The organism is Thalassospira alkalitolerans, assembly GCF_002115745.1.
In the GTDB taxonomy this organism is placed as follows: Bacteria; Pseudomonadota; Alphaproteobacteria; order Rhodospirillales; family Thalassospiraceae; genus Thalassospira; species Thalassospira alkalitolerans.
The window spans coordinates 105,853-124,391 of record NZ_JFKB01000010.1 but is presented as its reverse complement, the minus strand read 5'-3'; the positions used below and the strand labels follow the sequence as shown (position 1 = coordinate 124,391).

Sequence of the window (18,539 nt, the reverse complement as noted above, 5' to 3'; positions counted from 1 at the left end):
CAACCTTGTCGTCGGTTAGAGGGATAGATGGTAGCGTAAATGCGGTTCGTCGGATCGGGGCCGTCGTTTTTGATGCCCCGATCCGATATTCGTCCGGCAGATAGTTACTGACCGACCTTGTTGTTCCATTCCGACAGCCAGGTTTCCTGATTATCGATGGCAACCTGTGACGGGATAAGATGCAGGTTGGCAACCGTATCCGCACCATAAGTCAGGTTTTCAGCAATTTCGTCGGAAACCTTGACGTCTTTGTTGGCCGGGCTATCGACAAGGTTCTCAGCCAAAGTGGTCTGGGTTTCGGTCGACAGCCAGAAATCCATGAATTCAAGCGCAAGGTCGCGGTTCTTGCTGCCTTTGGTCAGGACCATGACATTCATGCCGCCCGACTGGCCTTCTTTTGGGGTTGCCCATTTGATCGGCAGGTCCATTTTCGAGAAGCCCGACCATGCAAAACGGCCAATTGGTGCCGCCCAGATTTCTTCCTGCTGCATGAGTTGAACCAGTTGCGAGGACCGTACATAGAAGGTAACAATCTCGTCCTTTTTCGCACCGACAGCCGCAATCGGGGTTTTTAGCGATGCATCTTCATCTCCCAGTGCCTTGCCCAGCATATAAAGGGTCAGCGGGCCTTGGGTGGTGGTGACATTTGGCAGGGCGACATGATCAACAACGCCATCGGCCAAAAGATCGGCCCAGCTATCGACTTTCATCTTGTCCGAACGATAAGCGATCGAACTGGCATAGAAGGTGTAACCGACGCTCATGCCATCGCCATTCGGATCTTTGGCAATGTCGTAAAGTTTGGCAAAGTTCGAAAGTTTTGCGGTGTCGACCTTGTCGGTCAGGCCTTTATTGGCCGCAGCCAGCGCATCACGCATCGAGATCACGGCAAGATCGATAACCGGGGCGTCTTTGTTGGCTTCGATTTTGGCCAGACGTTCGACCGAGTTGCCGGTTTCAACAACCAGTTCACAACCACATTTTTCTTCGAACGGCTCATACAGGAATTTTTTGAAGGCATCCTGTGCGAAACCATAAACCGAGATGGTCAGGGTTTTTTCCTCGGCCTTTGCGGCACCTACGGACAGCAAAAGGGCAGCAGAAGCCACAAGCAGTTTTTTCATCGGCATTACAGCGTCTTTCCATTTAATATGGGTGTATCAGGCAGAATTATCGGTCCGCTTGAGGCACGAACCATTAATTCCATCGAAACCTTGGACGGCTCGGCTGTGACGGTTTGTTTGGCCGCCTTGCCGTTTTGTTTTTGGGATGTATTGGCATTCGGTTCGGATTTGCTGTGTTCGATTTCACGCACAAGAGCGGCAATCGCCAGTTCGGCAATCCGGGCCATATCCATATGCACCGTGGTCAGCGAAGGCGTAACCACGGGCGAGAAAATCAGATCGTCAAAGCCTGTTACACTAACTTGTTGCGGGACCTTGATCCCGGCGGTTTGCAGTTCGGTCAAAACGCGAAGCGCATGTAAATCTGAAACGGCGGAAATTGCCGTGACCCCGTCACGGACACGGTCAATCAGGCCAAGCGACGTTTGCTCGCCGCGTTCGCGCAAAAGTGTTTCCAGCCAGATCGTGTCGTATTTGATGCCCCGGTCAAATGCCGATTTCATGCCGCCGATACGGTCATTTTGCACATTTGATGCCGGGTCATACCCGACCAAAAGAAAGTTTTTGTGGCCCAAATCGACCAGATGGCGGGCAACTTTTGCCCCGCCTTCCCAGTGATCGGCCGAAACCGTATTGCCCGGAGTTGACGGTGTATCAACCATTGCGACCGGGCAGCCAATATCACCGATGCGGGTGCCGCGGCGCGGAATAACAACAAGGCCATCAACACCGCGTTCGATCAGGCGACTGATCGCCTGTGTCTGGGTGGTAACATCACCGCGTGAATCGGCAATCAGAATGCCATATCCGGCGTTTGATGCGGCGGCTTCCATGGCTTGGGCAATCTGTGGAAACAGGGGATTTGAAATATCGGGAAGGACAAGACCCAAAACATTTGACCGGCCCGTGCGGAGCGCGCGTCCGGCACTGCTGGGGACATAACCAAGTTCGTCGGCCTTTTTTCTGATTTTTTCGACCAGTTCGGCCGATACCCGCCCCTTGCCAGACAGTGCATTTGACACCGTTGCCGAAGACACCCCAAGGGCGCTAGCGATCTTGCTCATATTTGGTCTGGTGCGCGATGCGGCCACTTCAATCCCCGCCAATGCACCTTGTTGATGCATCTGATGATATTGATTATCTGGTTAATCGATTAACCATACGCTACCGGAGTCTTTTTCAAGAGTCGAGGGTAAATTTATACTGTCTCCGCCATCAGAGGGGGCAATTTGCGGCATTCGCATGCGAAATCATTGAAACAACAGCAAAACCCACCGTCAAAAAATCTGTGGCAGGCTATTTATATGGTGTTCTATGGAAGGTTGGTTGCCCTAAGTGATGCCAATGGCGGCCCCGTCGCTGCGTGAATCATGGGCCCCATCGACAGATCCGTCCGGTGCGATGCGGATGATACCTGCCTGCCCGGCAAGGGCGCTTTGGGGCTCGATCTCGCGCAGGATATGTCCCCGTTTGACCAGTTCGGCAAAGACGGCCGGTTCGGCATCGGCTTCAAGTTTTAGGCTGTCGCGGGAATCAGAAAATGTCTTGCCCAAAAGGAAGCGCGGGCGGGCAAGGGCCTCCGCCGGAGACAGGTTGAAATCGATCATCCGGGTCAGCAGCATTGCCAAAGTTTGTGGCTGGCCATCGGCACCTTGGGTGCCGTAAAGCAGGCAGGGCTTGCCATCTCGTAACGCCAATCCTGGGTTCAAAGTATAGAACGGCCTTTTGCCCGGTTTTAGTTGGTTTGGGTGACCTTCAGCCGTACTGAATGCGGCACCACGGTTTTGCCAGACAATGCCGGTGTCACCCGCGACAACTCCGCTGCCCCAATCGAAATACGTACTTTGCAAAACACTGGCGCAATTGCCCTGTGCATCGGTTGCTGCAAGGAAAACCGTATCGCCGTGGCGGAACGGATGCGGCCATTCCATTGCGTGATCCATTGCGATATCGGCCGCATTCTTGCGCAGGGTTTCGATTGCCAGGATGTCGCTGAAATCGGCATCGGTATCGTCCGGGTCGCCTATGCGGTCACGTTCAAGAAATGCACGCTTGATGGCTTCGACGACCAGATGAAAATGATCGGCATTGCTTTCATCCCAATCCTTGGTTCCCATTTCACGCAGGATGCCCATGGTCATCAAGGTGGCTAATCCCTGAGTGGGGGCAGGCGGTGCATACAGGGTAATATCGCCATATTCAAGCGAGACAGCATCGGCCGTGCGGGTGCTGGTCAGTTCCAGATCACGTGCCCGGATCGGAGAACCGGCATCTGCCAACCCCTTGGCAATCTTGCGAGCCAGTTTGCCCTCGTAAAAATCGCGTGCGCCATTTTTTGCGATCAGTTTCAGGCTTTCGGCCAGTTGCGGCTGAACAAAGATTTCTCCGGCTTTGGGCGCCCGCCCGTTCGGGGCAAAGATATCAGCAAATCCCGGCCAGTCTTGATAATCGTCTTTTCTGAAATTCAGCCAGAAGCATTGCGACGGGCTGACGGGGAAACCGTTCTCGGCCAAGGCAATTGCCGGTTCGATCAGATCGCCAAGCTTGCGCGTGCCGCCCCAGTGACGGGCGGAATGATCAAGGGCGTGTTGCCAGCTATCAACCGTGCAGGCCGTGGTCAGGGTTGATGCCGGTCCGCGCAATGGAATGGGTGTGTTGATATCGGATGTGGCGCCAAGTGCGGCTTGGCCGATACCAAGAAACGAAGAAACCTTGCCAGTTTGGTCTGCCACCATCCAGACCGCATCGCCGCCAATGCCACAAAAATGCGGATAGGTCACCGCCAAAACAGATGCGGTGGCAACAACGGCCTCAATCGCCGTGCCACCATCACGCAGTACCTGTGCCCCGGCTTCGCTTGCGGCAACACTTGGGCTGGTGACCATCGCGCGACAGGTAAGGGGATTGGTTGCGGTACTCATATCGGCATCTTTCATGGTGGTTGGTTGTGTTGAAATGAACGATCAGATTGCGTGGATCACCGATGGCAAAATTGCATGCAGTCGATTATACAGGTTTGTACCTGTCATCATTGTCGCCGGGATCTTATGAAGGCTTCTGATAAAGCAAAACACCGCAATGAATTGATCTGTTCGGCATTGCGATCGGCCATTCTGGAACGTGTTTTGCTGCCCGGTATGAAATTGCCCGAAGATTCCCTTGGTGAACGGTTCGGTGTAAGCCGCACCCTGATCCGGCAGGCGCTTGAACGGCTTGCCGCCGAAGGACTGGTGGAGCTTCGTCGCAATCGCGGGGCGATGGTTGCCAAGCCAAGCCTTGAAGAAGCCCGTGATGTTTTCGAGCTGCGCACCCAGATAGAAGACCTTGTGATCAGTCGTGTGATCAAGGATATGACGCTGGAAAAACTGGCCGAGCTTGAAGCCCATCTTGCCAAGGAAGTCGAAGCCGAACACGCGTCCGAGCCAATTTCCATCCGGCTTGCGACCGAGTTCCATATTCTTCTTGCCAAGTTGACCGGAAGCCCGGTTTTGTTGCGCTATGTCGAAGAGATTGGTTATCGCTGCGGCCTGACATTGTCGCTGTATGCCCGTCCGCATTCGTCCAATTGCGGTATTTCGGAACACCGCCAGATTATAGATGCCCTTGCCAATGCGGACGAGGAAAAGGCACGTGATTTGATGCGTTCGCACCTGACGGCGGTCGCTGACCGGGCGCTGATTACGCAAAAAGAAGCCGGTCCGTTGGTTTATCTTGATGCGCTTGAACCCTATGCACGGCAGGTGCGTGAAAGTCGGGATTAAGCCGCCAGGCGGGTGATTTTCCCGCCGGAAAAGGCGGAGAAATCGATCAGGCCCTGATGCCCTGGCGGACCAGAATGCGTTCTGCGCTTTCATTCCAGACATCCATTTTGATGATCTTGCCATTGCGAATGACAAAACGATCGACGTAACGATTGCCTTCGAAGGATGTGCCATCCGGCCATTCGCCATAAAGTGTACCGACGCTGTAAACCACGGTTTCGTCTTTGCCCGGTGCGACGTCAAACTGCCCGAACTTCTTTTTCACCCACTTATAGCGGGCAGCGTTAAACGCCGTCGTGCCCGATGGATGATCGTATTTGGCACCGTCGGTAAAGGTGATCACGACATCGTCCGACATATAGGTCGCCGCCTTGACCGGATCGGGCTTCATCGATGCATCAAGAAAATCGCGCACAATCTGTGCATCAGGTGACAGCGTGTCGGTCATTTGGCGTCCTCATTCATGCAATTGATCTGTGATCAGCATATTACGGCAGCAGAATTATTGCATGCGTAAATTTTATGCAATAATTGCATGCAATTTGCGCAGACATTAAGGAAATGTCGTAAGAGTCTTAAAGGGTAATCACGTAACATGTTGAATTCACACAATTCAGGATGGTGGCATAAAGCTTGCGTTGTTGATCAACGGCGAATTCAGTCCAAAAATGAAAAGGTGATCGGCGAACATGTTTGATTATGTGGTGCGGAGCGCCTGTCTTAATGGCGAGGATGGTCTTGTTGATATTGCGGTAAGCGGCGGAATGGTCGTTGATATTGCGCGTTTGATTACAAGCGATGCACCATCCTTTGATGCCGGTGGGAACCTTGTGACCGGCGGGTTTGTTGAAAGTCATCTGCATCTTGATAAAGCCTGCATTCTGGATCGTGCCAAAAATGAAAGTGGCACGTTACAGGGGGCGATCAGTGCGGTTGCCAAGGCCAAAAGCGGCTTTACCGAGGATGACGTTTATGCCCGTGGGGCGAAGGTCATTGAAAAAGCTATCACACAGGGTACGAACGCGATCCGCACCCATGTTGAAATTGATCCAGGCATCGGTCTTGCCGGGTTCCGGGCGATCAAGCGCCTGAAACGCGATTATGCCTGGGCAATGGATATCGAGATTTGCGTCTTTCCGCAGGAAGGACTTTTGAACTATCCGGGAACCGAAGAGCTTCTGCGAGAGGCGCTTGACAGCGGGGCCGATCTTTTGGGCGGATGCCCTTATATGGATACAGACCCGGTTGGACAGATTAAGCGCTTGTTTGAAATGGCGCGTGATTATGATGTCGATCTTGATTTCCATCTGGATTTTGATCTTGATCCGACCTGGCGGCATTTGGACGAAGTCGCGCGCCAGACGATTGCCTTTGATTGGCAGGGGCGGGTGATGATCGGGCATGTGACGAAGCTGTCAGTTTTGCCAAAGGATCAACTGGTGGATACCACGGCCCTGATGCAGCAGGCCGGGATCGGTTTGACGGTGTTGCCGTCCACCGACCTTTTCCTGACCGGGCGTGATTGCGAACATTCAATTCCGCGTGGTGTGGCCCCGGCCCATCGTCTTGCCCATGCCGGGGTATGTTGCACGATTGCGACCAATAATGTGCTGAACCCGTTCACACCATTCGGTGATTGTTCGTTATCGCGGATGGCAAATCTTTATGCCAATGTCAGCCAGCTTAGCACGATTGAAGAACTTGAAATGTGCTTTGCCATGGTTACCGATCATCCGGCCAAGCTTCTGGGACGTTCAAACGCAATCACGGTTGGCGGGGCGGCGACGTTTATTGCCTTGCCGGCATCGAATAGGGCACAGGTTGTTTCGGAAATTGCCCGCCCGATCTGGGGCATGAAAGATGGCAAGGTCACCTTTGAATATCCAGCGGCCCGATTGCTTCGGCCATAGGGCGTGCAGCTATCAGGCGGCAGAAAGTGTAAAGGTCGCGCGCATACCGCCCGATGACAGGATGGTTGTTTCACACGTCCAGTTGCAGCGATTACAAATCCTGCGCACAAGATGAAGGCCAATGCCTTCGCCCTGATCACGGATACAGTCACCCGCACAGGTCATCAGGTTGTTTTCGACAATCAGTTTGTTGGCTTTAAGGGTGACTGTCACCTGACCCTTTGGGGTGTGTTCGAATGCATTGCGGATCAGGTTCGACACCACAATCATCAGGGCAGCGGATGACGCCGTGATTTCGCCGCTGTCATCATCGGTATTGAATTCACAGCTCAGGTTCTTGCCATCTGTCAGATAGGCAAGATCGACAATTGCCTCGCGGACAAAGGATGGGTAATCGATCTTTTCATGGTGGCCATTGGGGGCGGCTTCGCGGCCCAGCCACAGAAGCGTTTCAATCAATTGCTGCATATTGCGGTTGGCGCGTTTTATGCGTGCGGCCAATCGAACCTGAATTTCATTGAGTGGTGTCTTATCAAGCAATTCAACATTGCCACTGACGATGGTGACAGGTGTGCGCAATTCGTGGCTGGCCTGACGCAGGAATTCGTGTTCACGGGTTACGAATTTATCCACCCGAACCAGCGATTGATGCAGTTCACTTGCTACGTCGTTTAACTCGGTAAAGCCAAAGTCGGGTACGGGTTCATGCAGGTTTTTGGTTGATAATGTTTTGGCCCAGCCTTGAAGTTTTTCGGATGGCTGTGTTAATCGCTTGCCGATTAACCACAAGAAATAGGCAAAGATCACAACGACGCCAATCGCAAACGGAATGGTCAAAAATGCCAGTTTTCGAAGCCGTTTAAAGTAGATGCTATCTTCGTCGCGGGCGTGATAGGTCTGCAATAAAAGGATCTGTTTACCGTCTTTCAGAGTATGTGGAAAAACCAGAAATATCGGATTTTCCGGGGCTTTTAGGTCAGCATATTTATCGGTGTTGAGGTAGAAAAGTTCACCCGGTTCGATATCGTCCGGCGTGAAATGTTCGCGCAGCAATTCCGGCAAAGCATTATAGCTTGTAAAGGTCTGGATATTGAAACCGTTGGGCAGGGGCGCGTTTGGGTTGGCGCTGCGCAATTCATCATATTGTTCGGCGATGACCTCTAACTGGAATGCGGCGATCATCCATTTGCCATACAGCATGTAGAAATTGACGATCCCGGTATAGATCACCAGCGTAATGACAAGTGCCAGCAAAACGTAATTCCGCACAAAACGGGAAAAGGTTTTCTGGATTGGTGCACAGGCATGCATATCAATTACTCGCGAAGGGCCACGCCCTGACCGGCGACGGTGTGGATCAGGTGCTGATTGAACGGTTTGTCGATGCGCATCCGCAATTTGTAAAGATGTGTTTTCAACGCATTGGTATCGGGCGGGTCGCCTTGCCATAAGGCCATGCTTAGTCGGGAACGGGTCACAATGTGTGGACTGTTCTGGGCCAGAACTTCAAGGATGGTCCAGCCGGTCGGCGACAGATTGATTGCTCGACCGGATCGTTCAACATGGCGATTTTCAAAATCAACGACCAGATCGCCGAGTGAGAACCGCCTGATTTCGCCGCTGCGTCGGCGTGATAAAACGCGCGTACGCATCAAAAGTTCTTCAAGGGCAAAGGGTTTGACCAGATAATCATCGGCCCCGGCACTGAAACCTTCGAGCTTGTCGGCCAGTGTATCGCGCGCGGTCAACATTAGAATTGGGGTGTCGATGCCTTCGCTGCGCAGCGCGTTGCAGATGCTTATGCCATCGCGAAACGGCAACATGACGTCAAGCAGGATGACATCATATTCCCCGGTCAAGGCACGGTTAAAGCCGGTTTCCCCATCATAGGCGTGATCACATTCAATTCCTTCAAGGGATAGATAATCACTGATCGTACCGGCAATATCCATATTGTCCTCGACCAGAAGGACCATGATATTCGCAGTTGATTTCATAAATGATGGTTTTCCGGTTGCCGCGATGTCGATCCGTTATTCAGATTGCCCTAAAAACAGCGGCGGGTCAGCCCATATCGGACCGGGTCCGAGATCAAGACCGATCAACTGTTTCAGATCGTCGCGTGTATCGATATCAAGGGCGGCATTGGGCATCGCAATTGCACTGATGTCGTGACTGCCACTGTTTAAAAGTTGCTGTGCGCCGCGGTGACTGCCCAGCATGGCAAGTTCGGGAAAACAGGTGGCCGGGAATGCGGCGGGAACACCGTTCATCTCGTTATAGCGCGATGCGATGATGTGGCTGCCATTGAACGCACTTATCAGTTTTTTATAATCGCGGCCTTGAAGGCCGACCTGATCGCCCAGCGCAATCATGACCCCGTCATAGGTGCCGTTTGCGCAGATACCGGCAATGCCACAGGCAATTGATGATCCCATGCCAAATTGCCAATTGTCATTGGCAATGATTTTGGCCTGATCGCCAATGATGGACGTGATTTCATCGCGAAAGGCCCCCAGAACAACAAAAAGGTCATCACCAAAAATCGGGGAAAGCTGATCGATGGCATGACCAAGCATTGGTTTGCCATCAATTTTGGCCAGTTGTTTGCGCCCGCCAAATCGGGTGCTTTCACCCGCCGCAAGGATCAATCCGGCAATCTTCATTATTCGGCTGCCTGTGCAAGTGCGGGGGCCACATTGTATTTGTAAAGGGCCGCATGAATACCCGACAACATCGAAAGCGCGATGCTTTCGGGCAATTGGCCTCCGATATCAATGCCAGCCGGACTTGCTACCGGGAAGGAAAGTGCATGTTCAGACAAACCCGCACGATCAAGGACATCAGCAAAGCGATGTCGTGGCCCCAACATGGACAGATGACGCAGCCGGCTATTGTGCAGCGCGCATAGCGCATCGGCATCAATTCCGATGCTGTGTGACATCAAGATTGCCGCATCAACACGATGCTGCGCCACATGACCAGCAAGTGATCTGTCAATCTTGCGCAGGATCATATCGGCCTTGGGGAAATGTTCCGGTCGTGCATTTGCCACGCGCGGATCAACCAGTGTGGTTTTCCAGCCCATTTCATGGGCGATGTTGACGACCGGGCGGGCATCAAGACCACCACCGACAATCAGGATATGCGGTTCGGGCACAATCGGGGTGACAAGCCAGTCACCATCCGAACGGTTTTCGATATGGGCGCTGCGCTGCACGGTGTGGTCGGCACGTTTGAAATATCCGGCGATATCGCCGATTTTTTGGAAATACAAACCGCTTTGACGTTCGGTCAGGGCCTTGGACAAATCTGAAAGACCAAGGTCGTTTTTCTGATCAAGGGGTTGCAGCATGATAAAGACCTTGCCGCCGCATCCGACACCCAGCCGGAACGACAGATCGTCTTCGTCATTGCCATCATAGACCAGCATCACGGTTTTGCCGGTGACCATCGCGCGCCGTGCATTGCGGATAATGTCGGCTTCAAGACAGCCGCCGCTTAGCAGGCCAAATTGCTGTCCCTGTCCATTGATCAGCATCATCGCCCCGGCCTTGCGATAGGCCGATCCTTCGGTGCGATATACCGTGCCCAGAACCCATTCGGTGTTTTGTTTGCCATCGCGCCAGGCGCGCAGCATTGCCGATAATTGGTTGCTCATGATCTTCTCCTGCCCAAAGGGGCTGTCCGGGGGACGGGTGGGGACCCTAAATGTCCCCCGGACAACATGCCTTACACGAAGTCGAAACCGGCTTTGGTCATCGGAAGATCCGTGATCCGCTTTCCGGTTTTGGCAAAGATGGCGTTGGCAACAGCCGGGGCGGTCGGGGGGACGCCCGGCTCGCCAACGCCGGTAGGGGCATTGTTCGATTGAACAATTGCCACTTCGATGGCAGGCATTTCATGATTTCGAAGCAGTTCGTAATCGGGGAAGTTGGATTGATCGACTTCCCCGTCGGTCAGGGTGATTTCGTTGCGGAAGATGGCACTTAGCGCGTAACCGGCACCGCCTTCCATCTGGGCACGAATGACATCAGGGTTAACGGCAACCCCGCACTCAACCGCCATAAACAGCTTGTTTACATGCACACTGGTGTCTTCGACGGTGACATCAGCAACAACTGCAACACAGGTGTTGAACGAGAAGTGTGATGCAAAGCCGCGTTTGTCGCCTTTCTTCCATCCGGAAATCTCACGCACCTGTTTGATGGCTTCGATCATGCGAGCCTGATTGGCACCCGCCGGGTCCAGCATCGCAAGGCGCATTTCGATAGGATCCTGATCTGTTTCGGTCGCCAGCATATCCATCAGGGTTTCCATAACAAAGCCGGTATGGGTATGCCCGACTGAACGCCACCAGTTGATTGGAACAGGGGTTTGAAAATCGCTAAGACCCACGCCGAAATTCGGTACGTTATACAGGCTTTCTGACACTCCTTCGACAGAGGTCGGATCGATATCGCCCTGAACCATACCGGCAAAGGGCGTACCTTTTACGATGGACTTGATTGCAATACGGTGATCCCAACCGGTGATCTTGCCATCGGCATCCAGGCCGATTTTGGCACGATGTGCCGACATTGGTCGGTAATAGCCGCCGCGAATATCGTCTTCGCGGCTCCAAATAAGTTTGACCGGAACTTTCCGACCGGAAACGGCAAAAGCCATGGCAGCTTCTGTGTTGTAGTCCGATGTTGCATTGGCCCGGCGACCAAATGATCCGCCTGCATAAAGTGTTCTGATTTCGACTTGTGAAGGGTCTAGTTCAAGTGCCGCTGCAACCATTGGCCGGGTAAAGGTCGGGAATTGGCACCCATCATGAACGCGGACACCATTTTTTGTCGGTTCGATGACGCAGTTTTCCGATTCCAGCGGGGCATGGGCCAGGAACGGGAAGGTAAACTCCGCATCAATGGTTTTGGCGGCACGGGCCAGAACCGGCTCAAGGGATGCCAGCGGTACTTCGTGATTGGCGTCGAACTGTGGCGCATCAAGCAACGCCTTGTGATCGGCAATCATGGTGTCGGTACTGCGTGTTTCGGCTTGGCTGAAGTCCCATTGTACAGATAGGGCATCACGGGACTGAAAGGCCGCCCAGGTGTTTTTGCCAAATGCCACAACGCCGGCTTTGTTTGGCAAAACTTGCGCAGCAATGAAGCCGCCAACGTCTTTGGCGGCACTATCGTCAAAAGAAACGACCGTGCCCCCGAATTTCGGGCTGCGCATGATTGCAGCATAGATCATGCCCGGCAGATTGACATCCATAGCGAACATTGCCGTGCCGTTGGTCTTGCCGGAATTGTCCTTGCGATGAAGTTTGTCGCTGCCAATCAGCTTGAACTGATCCGGGGTTTTCACGGTTGGTTTTTCAACGGCTTCAAGGGTTGCCGCAATCGCGATAAATTCGCCAAAGTGGCCGGAATTGCCACCGGATGTCAGTATGCCGTTGTCAACGGCAATGCTGCTGGCATCCACATCCCAGCTTTGGGCGGCCGCACGAACCAGAAGGTCGCGTGCAGCAGCACCGGCTTCGCGATACTGCATGAAGGAATTTGCAATGGACGTCGAGCCACCAGTCCCCTGCGCATGGAAGAACAGGTTAGAATATCGTTCATTGTCGGCCGGGGCGAAGGCTGTTTGAACTGTGCTCCAGTCGGCATCAAGTTCCTCGGCGACCAGCGTCGTCAGGCCAGTTGTTGTTCCCTGACCCATTTCAAAGTGTTTGATAATGACTGTTACGGTGCCGTCAGCATCGATTTTGACAAACGGATTAAGGTCAGTTGCAGCAGCAACACTGCCCGCGGCAAGTACGCCATTGGCATTGACACCGACCAAAAGGGCGGCCGTACCTGCGGCCGAGCCCATAAGAAATCCACGACGGGAAACATTGATATTCATGACTTATGCCTCCAGCTTTTCAGATGCCAGCTTGATGGCTTCGTTAATGCGGACATAGGTGGCACAGCGGCACGCATTGCCCTGCATGTAATCCTTGATTTCCGCGTCCGTCGGTTTCGGGTTTTCGCTTAGAAGGCCAATGGCCGACATGATCTGTCCTGACTGACACCAGCCACATTGAACGACGTCTTTTTCCTGCCAAGCGGCCTGAACGGCCTGGGCGATTTTGTCTTTTGCGCCTTCAATGGTGGTAATTTCACTATCGACGGCATCCTCGACAAAGGTCTGGCAGGATCGGGTCGGTTCGCCGTCAATATGCACGGTGCAAGCACCGCAATACGCAACACCACATCCAAATTTGGTGCCGGTAAGTTCCAATCCATCACGCAGAACCCACAAAAGCGGGGTGCCGGGTTCTGCGTCAATGGTGCGGGATTCTCCGTTTATTTTTAGCTGATACTGCATGGCCGCCTCATCTCTCTCGATAAATTATGATTTATCTTCCGATGTCCGGGGGTAACCGATGGGTAAACGCACCCCCGGCGCAGATGTGATGCCATTTTGCGGGGGCATCATATCAACGGTTCGCAGTGCTTATGTGGGGCAAAAATGAACGGAATTAAGGGGAGGTGTATAAAAAAGAGCCGGGTGTCTATGTGGCATTTTTCAAACGCATCAGCGGGTTATCCTGCGGGGATAAAAACTCGGAATGTTGCGCCGTGACCTTCCTGACTTTCAACCCAGATTTTGCCTTTGCAATGTTCAACAACATGTTTGGCAATCGCAAGGCCAAGGCCGGACCCCGACGGGCGGGGTTTGTCGTCGGGGTATTTTCCGCCGCGGGCAAATTTGTCAAAGATCACCGCCTGTTCATCCTTGGCGATGCCGTTGCCATTATCGCTGATCGATACAAGGTAACCGCCATCCATCACCTCGCCGCGGACTTTTACGTGAGGATCATCAATCGCCGAAAATTTGGCTGCGTTTGACAACAGATTGATAAAGACCTGCGTCAAACGATCCCGGTCAACATGCAGGGTCACCGTTTCAGGTGTCAGATCAAGATCAAGCGTGACGCCCTTGTTGTCGAGCAGGCCTTTGATCGCCTCGACACTTTCATTAAGGACCGACCGTGGATCGATATTTTCCGGGCGCCAGTCGGAATGACCGGCTTCAAGTCGCGCCAGATCAAGGTGATCATCAATCAATCGCGTCAGGCGTTCGCTTTCACGCACGATGATGCTCATGAAATGTTCGGCGCGTTCGGGATCAAGTTCGGGTGTATCGACCAGAATTTCCGAAAAGGACCGGATCGAGGTCAGCGGGGTGCGAAATTCATGGCTGACCATGGTCAGAAATTCATCTTTAAGCCGGTCCAGTTCCTTAAGCCGGTTATTTGCGGCGCGCAATTCCGATGCGGCGCGTTCAAGTTCATGGGATTTCTGTTCAAGACTTTGGGAATATTCGATCACATGTGATGTTTCCTCAAGGATCTCAAGGACTTCATCAAGGCTGACCATTTCCCCCTTTGCGACCGAAGATACCATCACACGTGCGGATGCCGCCCCGATGGAGCCAGCAAGTAATCGTTCGGTAAAGGCAATCATATCGGTATTGGCTTCGCCCTTGCCCCGCCAGGGAGTTCCACGGGTCCAGCCAAAATCGCGAAACGAATGAAAGGCACGTTCACGGCCCAGAAACCGTTCGACCAGTTCATACAGGTCATCAATCGTTGCCGATGACCGCCAGATCACGGTTTCCTGACCTTTGCGTAAAAAGGCATCGACAAACAGGGTGGCCTGAATACGTTCAAGCGCGCTGGGGGATGTAAACAAGCTGATCAAAACATAGGTCGCGGTGTTAAGCGTAATTGACCAGATCAGCGCATGGGTTAGCGGCTCAAACCCCGTTAGTCCGAACAAGCTTTCAGGCCGCAGCCACGGATGGCCAAATGCGCCATGTTCGATTAATCCCGGGTCCATCCAGCCACTATCGGCAAGTGACGGTAGCAAAAGCGTATAGGCCCAGATGACAAAGCCGATCACAAGGCCAACTTGCGCGCCGGTTTTGGTGCCGCCCTTCCAATATAATCCGCCAATCATGATCGGAATGAATTGTGCCGTTGAGGCAAAGGAAATCAGGCCGATTTCCGCCAGCGCATCACTGGCCCCGGCAGATCTGTAATAGGCAAAGCCCATAAACACGACCAGAACAATCGATGCGCGTCGGATGAAAATCAGAAGCCCGGTCAAATCATCACGTTCTGTGACCCGCAACCAGCGAATGCGCAACAAGGCAGGCACGACAAGGTCGTTACAAACCATGGTCGAAAGCGCAATGGTCGCCACAATCACCATGCTGGTGCTGGCCGATAATCCACCGACATAGGCTACCAGTGCCAAAAGCGAATGCCCTTCGAACAGGGGGACTGAGATTACGAAAAAGTCGGGATCAGCCCAGCTTGGCAAAACACCAAGTCCGGTCAGTGCAATTGGCAAGACAAACAGGTTCATCGCCAGAAGATAAAGCGGGAAGGCCCAGCTTGCGGTTGCCAGATGGCGTTCATCGACATTTTCGACAATGATGACCTGAAACTGGCGTGGCAATGTCAAAATGGCGGCCATGGAGAGCATCATTAATGTCATCCAGCGCGCACTGCCATTTTCCGGCAATTGCAAAAGCGGGGCTGTTTGCGGGTTTGATGCTGCCTGTTCAAACAGATCGCCAATCCCGGCATACATGAAGAAGCAGACAAAAATGCCCACGGCCAGAAGCGCGAACATCTTGACCAGGCTTTCGAACGCAATGGCGGCAACCATGCCTTCGTGATGTTCATCGGCATCGATAAAACGCGTGCCAAACAAAATGCCAAACAGGGCAAGACCAAGTGCTGCCCAAAAGCCGCTATCGCCAAAAATGTGGACCTGATTTTGGATGGGGGCGGCCATGGCATTGCCCCAGACGGTCAGAACCGTATAGCTGGTGGCGATTGCTTTGAGTTGAAGCGCAATATAGGGCGTTGTGCCGATCACGGTAATCAGGGTGACCAGCATCGATAATTGCGTGCTTTTGCCGTAGCGTGATGAAATGAAATCGGCGATGGAGGTGATGCGATGCGCCTTGGAAATACGCAGCATTTTGCGCAGCAAAAACCACCAGCCCAGAAAGATCACCGTCGGGCCTAGATAGATTGTCAGATATTCAAGTCCGTTTCGCGCAGCCGATCCGACGGCTCCGTAAAATGTCCATGATGTGCAATAAACCGCAATCGACAGGGTATAAACGGTTGGGTTGCGTACCCAGGATCGGCCATCGCGTGCGCGTTTGTCCCCCCACCAGGCAATCGCATACAGCAATCCGACATAGGCCAGTGAAACCGTAATGACGAGTTCGGATGATAGCATGGCTAATCCGTTTCCTCGGTCTGGATACTATGACGAAGGGCACGGTTAATCAGGGCGCAACAGCCAATCAGAAATGCCCAACCGGCAAAGAAATAGATAAACAGGATCGGCAACCCGAAAATGCTGCCCTTAAGCGAGAAAACCCCGACCAGTGGGGGGATCCAGGCAAAGAACGCAACAAGGGCAAGGGTAAAGGCGCGTTCGGTCAGTTTTCGGGGTGGGGTCATTGGCCGTTTCCCGCCTTATGTGTTCAGTTTCGTTCACCAGCCAGCATGGCCTTGACGCGTGAAACCACATCGCGGGTGGAAAAAGGTTTGGTGACAAAGTCATCGACGCCAAGTTCAAGTCCCTTGCGGCGATCAACCTCGCGGGTTTTTGCCGTCAGCATCATGATCGGAATCGGACGGGTTTGCGGATTGTCGCGGACTGCACGTACAACTTCAAAGCCGTCGCAGCCGGGCATCATAACATCAAGCAAAACCATATCGGGCAGGTCGCGGGCGATCATGGCAATCGCGGTCTGGCCATCGGTTGCAACGCTAACCTCATAGCCTTCCTTTTCCATCAGAAAGCTAAGGGATTCGACAATTGTCTCCTCGTCCTCGGCAATCAGGACCCTTGGTCTCTCGGTCACAGACGTTCTCCCCAATATTCGAATTATTATATATGTGATCCTAACCGGTTATTGAACGAGATTTAATGCTACTTTGGGGTGGTATGGCTAACGCAATCGGTTAGGTGGTTTTTGGGCGGCTATGGGTTTGTCGTATCAGATGCGGCATAGGCACGTTGCAGGCAATCGGCACGCGGGCATTGCCGACATCCAATACCAACCGGAACGGCGGCTTGCGGGGTATCAAGTGGCAACCCGTCAGCATAAACGATGTCACGGGCAAAGGCGGTGTCGCAACCAATCATGACAGAATGAACCGATTGTGGCACGCGGTAACCCCCGCGGCCGGTTCGAACAGCACGTGCGATAAACAGGTATTCACTGTCATCGGGCAGACGGACAAATTGTGGGATGACCCGTTCTGGGGTCAGATAGGCTTCGTGTACGACCCAGCGTGGGCAGGCGCCACTGTAACGCGGCAATTGCAAACCCGATGCCGAGAAACGTTTGGAAATATTGCCTGCGATATCGGTGCGCATGAAATGGAACGGAATGCCTTCATTCCCTGGTCGGCGCAACGTTGTCAGGCGGTGGCAAATTTGTTCCCAGCTGGCGGCAAAACGTTGTTGCAACAGTTCGATATCATGTCGAAGCGTTTGCGCCTCGGCCCGGAAATCGTCATAGGGAAACAACATGGCGGCGGCAAAATAGGACATCAGTGCGTCGCCAGCCCGAAGGCGCGCGGCATCCGTACCAAGATTGGCGCGATTCAGAACGTCATTGACCGCGTCTTCGCCTTCAAGGCGGCAAATCATGCGGGCGGCCTGAAAGCGAGCCGATGTGATCGGCATGGCGCGCGAAAACCGCAATGTTGCGGTTTCCCGGTTCCAGTCAAAGCCTGTTACGGATAAATCTTCAGGCGGCAGGCGATCCACTTTAATGCTGTGGCGACGTTCCAGATGTTTGATCAAATCGGTCAGGAACAGACCGCCTGTCGGATCGATTGCAGTGCGCATATTTTCAGCGCGCTCTTCAAGCGTCGGAAAATGGTTGGCGTTGTCATACAGAAGATCATCAACTTCTTCGGCCGGGCTTGCGGCCGGGCGACCAGCATCACCGCGTTCCAGAAAGTTGAAAATTTCGGTCGCGGATTCGGCCAGTCGCTGTGATTCACGCACCAGTGTTGCGTTAAACCGCGCACGCTGTTCTGCCGGAAGATCATCATAATCGTCAAAAATCTCGGCGACCGTGCGGATTGATGTAATCCGCGTCAGGATCGAATGGCTGGCCTCGGCCAGGAATGGATCGTGGCTAAGCCGTTCGGACAGATTATTTATTTCCTCAAGCCCGCTGCGATACGCCCGGTAAAGCGTAAGAAAGGCTGAAATCATGCCCGGTGCGGCGGCGATCATTGCCGGAAAATCGCGCTGGGCCAGTGGTGTTTCACGAAAAACGGGGTCCGTCGCGGCTTCGCCAAGGTCGGCAAGCAATCGGCTTTCTTCGGAACCGGACAGAGCATGGGGTTGAATTTCAAGAACACCCGCCAGGCGCAAAAGAAGTGCGCCGCCAATTGCGCGACGATTGTGCTCGATCAGGTTCAGATAGGATGGCGAAATACCAGCCGCCTTGGCCAGGGCATTTTGCGTTAGCCCGATGTCTTTTCGCCGTCCGCGAATGCGATGTCCGATGGGTGCCTGGCGAGACATAGCGCGCCCTTTTCTTGACAAAATTTACAAATTTTCAGTTCGTCCATCCATATATTTACAAAAAAACCCTTCTTATTCAATAACATATTGATTCATTTTCAATTGATCCCCATTGTTATGACA

The 18,539-nt window shown here is 53.2% G+C and carries 16 protein-coding genes; 2 read left to right on the top strand and 14 right to left on the bottom strand.

The features are described 5' to 3' along the window. Positions 1–104: 104 nt before the first annotated feature. From TALK_RS15185 to TALK_RS15175, 3 genes are all read right to left on the bottom strand, one after another. Positions 105–1,130, bottom strand: a complete 1,026-nt coding sequence (locus tag TALK_RS15185) for an ABC transporter substrate-binding protein (protein ID WP_245829947.1) — start codon at positions 1,128–1,130, stop codon at positions 105–107. Next, entirely contained in the window at positions 1,130–2,188 is a 1,059-nt protein-coding gene (locus TALK_RS15180) for a LacI family DNA-binding transcriptional regulator (RefSeq protein ID WP_139833852.1), read from the bottom strand. The genes TALK_RS15185 and TALK_RS15180 overlap by 1 nt, the downstream gene beginning before the upstream one ends. 267 nt (positions 2,189–2,455) lie before the next feature. Next, positions 2,456–4,045 (bottom strand): gamma-glutamyltransferase family protein, encoded by a 1,590-nt coding sequence (locus TALK_RS15175; RefSeq protein ID WP_085620045.1) that lies wholly within the window; start codon positions 4,043–4,045, stop codon positions 2,456–2,458. Between the two features lie 126 nt (positions 4,046–4,171). Between TALK_RS15175 and TALK_RS15170 the strand changes: the two genes are divergently transcribed. After that, on the top strand, positions 4,172–4,885 hold the full coding sequence (locus tag TALK_RS15170) for a GntR family transcriptional regulator (protein ID WP_085619987.1): 714 nt from the start codon (positions 4,172–4,174) through the stop codon (positions 4,883–4,885). Between the two features lie 46 nt (positions 4,886–4,931). Here TALK_RS15170 and TALK_RS15165 read toward each other — a convergent pair whose 3' ends face one another. Continuing rightward, complete coding sequence (locus tag TALK_RS15165; protein ID WP_085619986.1) at positions 4,932–5,333, bottom strand: nuclear transport factor 2 family protein; 402 nt, start codon at positions 5,331–5,333, stop codon at positions 4,932–4,934. Positions 5,334–5,574: 241 nt separating this feature from the next. Here TALK_RS15165 and TALK_RS15160 point away from each other — a divergent pair, with 241 nt between their 5' ends. Further along, positions 5,575–6,795, top strand: a complete 1,221-nt coding sequence (locus tag TALK_RS15160; protein WP_085619985.1) for an amidohydrolase family protein — start codon at positions 5,575–5,577, stop codon at positions 6,793–6,795. A 12-nt stretch (positions 6,796–6,807) separates the two neighbouring features. Here the strand turns inward: TALK_RS15160 and TALK_RS15155 are convergent, their stop codons facing one another. From TALK_RS15155 to TALK_RS15110, 10 genes are all read right to left on the bottom strand, one after another. Then, the gene (locus TALK_RS15155; protein ID WP_085620044.1) at positions 6,808–8,049 is read right to left on the bottom strand and encodes a sensor histidine kinase; all 1,242 of its coding nucleotides are present in this window, start codon (positions 8,047–8,049) and stop codon (positions 6,808–6,810) included. Between the two features lie 62 nt (positions 8,050–8,111). Beyond that, positions 8,112–8,792, bottom strand: a complete 681-nt coding sequence (locus TALK_RS15150; protein WP_085619984.1) for a response regulator transcription factor — start codon at positions 8,790–8,792, stop codon at positions 8,112–8,114. A 36-nt stretch (positions 8,793–8,828) separates the two neighbouring features. Continuing rightward, positions 8,829–9,461 carry a nucleotidyltransferase family protein gene (locus tag TALK_RS15145; RefSeq protein WP_245829946.1) on the bottom strand — a complete coding sequence of 211 codons (633 nt, stop codon included), beginning with the start codon at positions 9,459–9,461 and terminating at the stop codon, positions 8,829–8,831. After that, positions 9,461–10,456, bottom strand: a complete 996-nt coding sequence (locus tag TALK_RS15140; protein WP_085619982.1) for an XdhC family protein — start codon at positions 10,454–10,456, stop codon at positions 9,461–9,463. The genes TALK_RS15145 and TALK_RS15140 overlap by 1 nt, the downstream gene beginning before the upstream one ends. A 71-nt stretch (positions 10,457–10,527) precedes the next feature. Beyond that, positions 10,528–12,693 (bottom strand): xanthine dehydrogenase family protein molybdopterin-binding subunit, encoded by a 2,166-nt coding sequence (locus TALK_RS15135; protein WP_085619981.1) that lies wholly within the window; start codon positions 12,691–12,693, stop codon positions 10,528–10,530. Positions 12,694–12,696: 3 nt separating this feature from the next. Then, entirely contained in the window at positions 12,697–13,158 is a 462-nt protein-coding gene (locus TALK_RS15130) for a (2Fe-2S)-binding protein (RefSeq protein ID WP_085619980.1), read from the bottom strand. A 218-nt stretch (positions 13,159–13,376) separates the two neighbouring features. After that, entirely contained in the window at positions 13,377–16,097 is a 2,721-nt protein-coding gene (locus tag TALK_RS15125) for a sensor histidine kinase (RefSeq protein ID WP_085619979.1), read from the bottom strand. Between the two features lie 2 nt (positions 16,098–16,099). Then, positions 16,100–16,324, bottom strand: a complete 225-nt coding sequence (locus TALK_RS15120) for a hypothetical protein (protein WP_085619978.1) — start codon at positions 16,322–16,324, stop codon at positions 16,100–16,102. 23 nt (positions 16,325–16,347) lie between these two features. Then, positions 16,348–16,731 (bottom strand): response regulator, encoded by a 384-nt coding sequence (locus TALK_RS15115; RefSeq protein WP_245829944.1) that lies wholly within the window; start codon positions 16,729–16,731, stop codon positions 16,348–16,350. A 119-nt stretch (positions 16,732–16,850) separates the two neighbouring features. Next, positions 16,851–18,416 (bottom strand): helix-turn-helix domain-containing protein, encoded by a 1,566-nt coding sequence (locus TALK_RS15110; protein WP_085619977.1) that lies wholly within the window; start codon positions 18,414–18,416, stop codon positions 16,851–16,853. Positions 18,417–18,539: the final 123 nt, after the last annotated feature.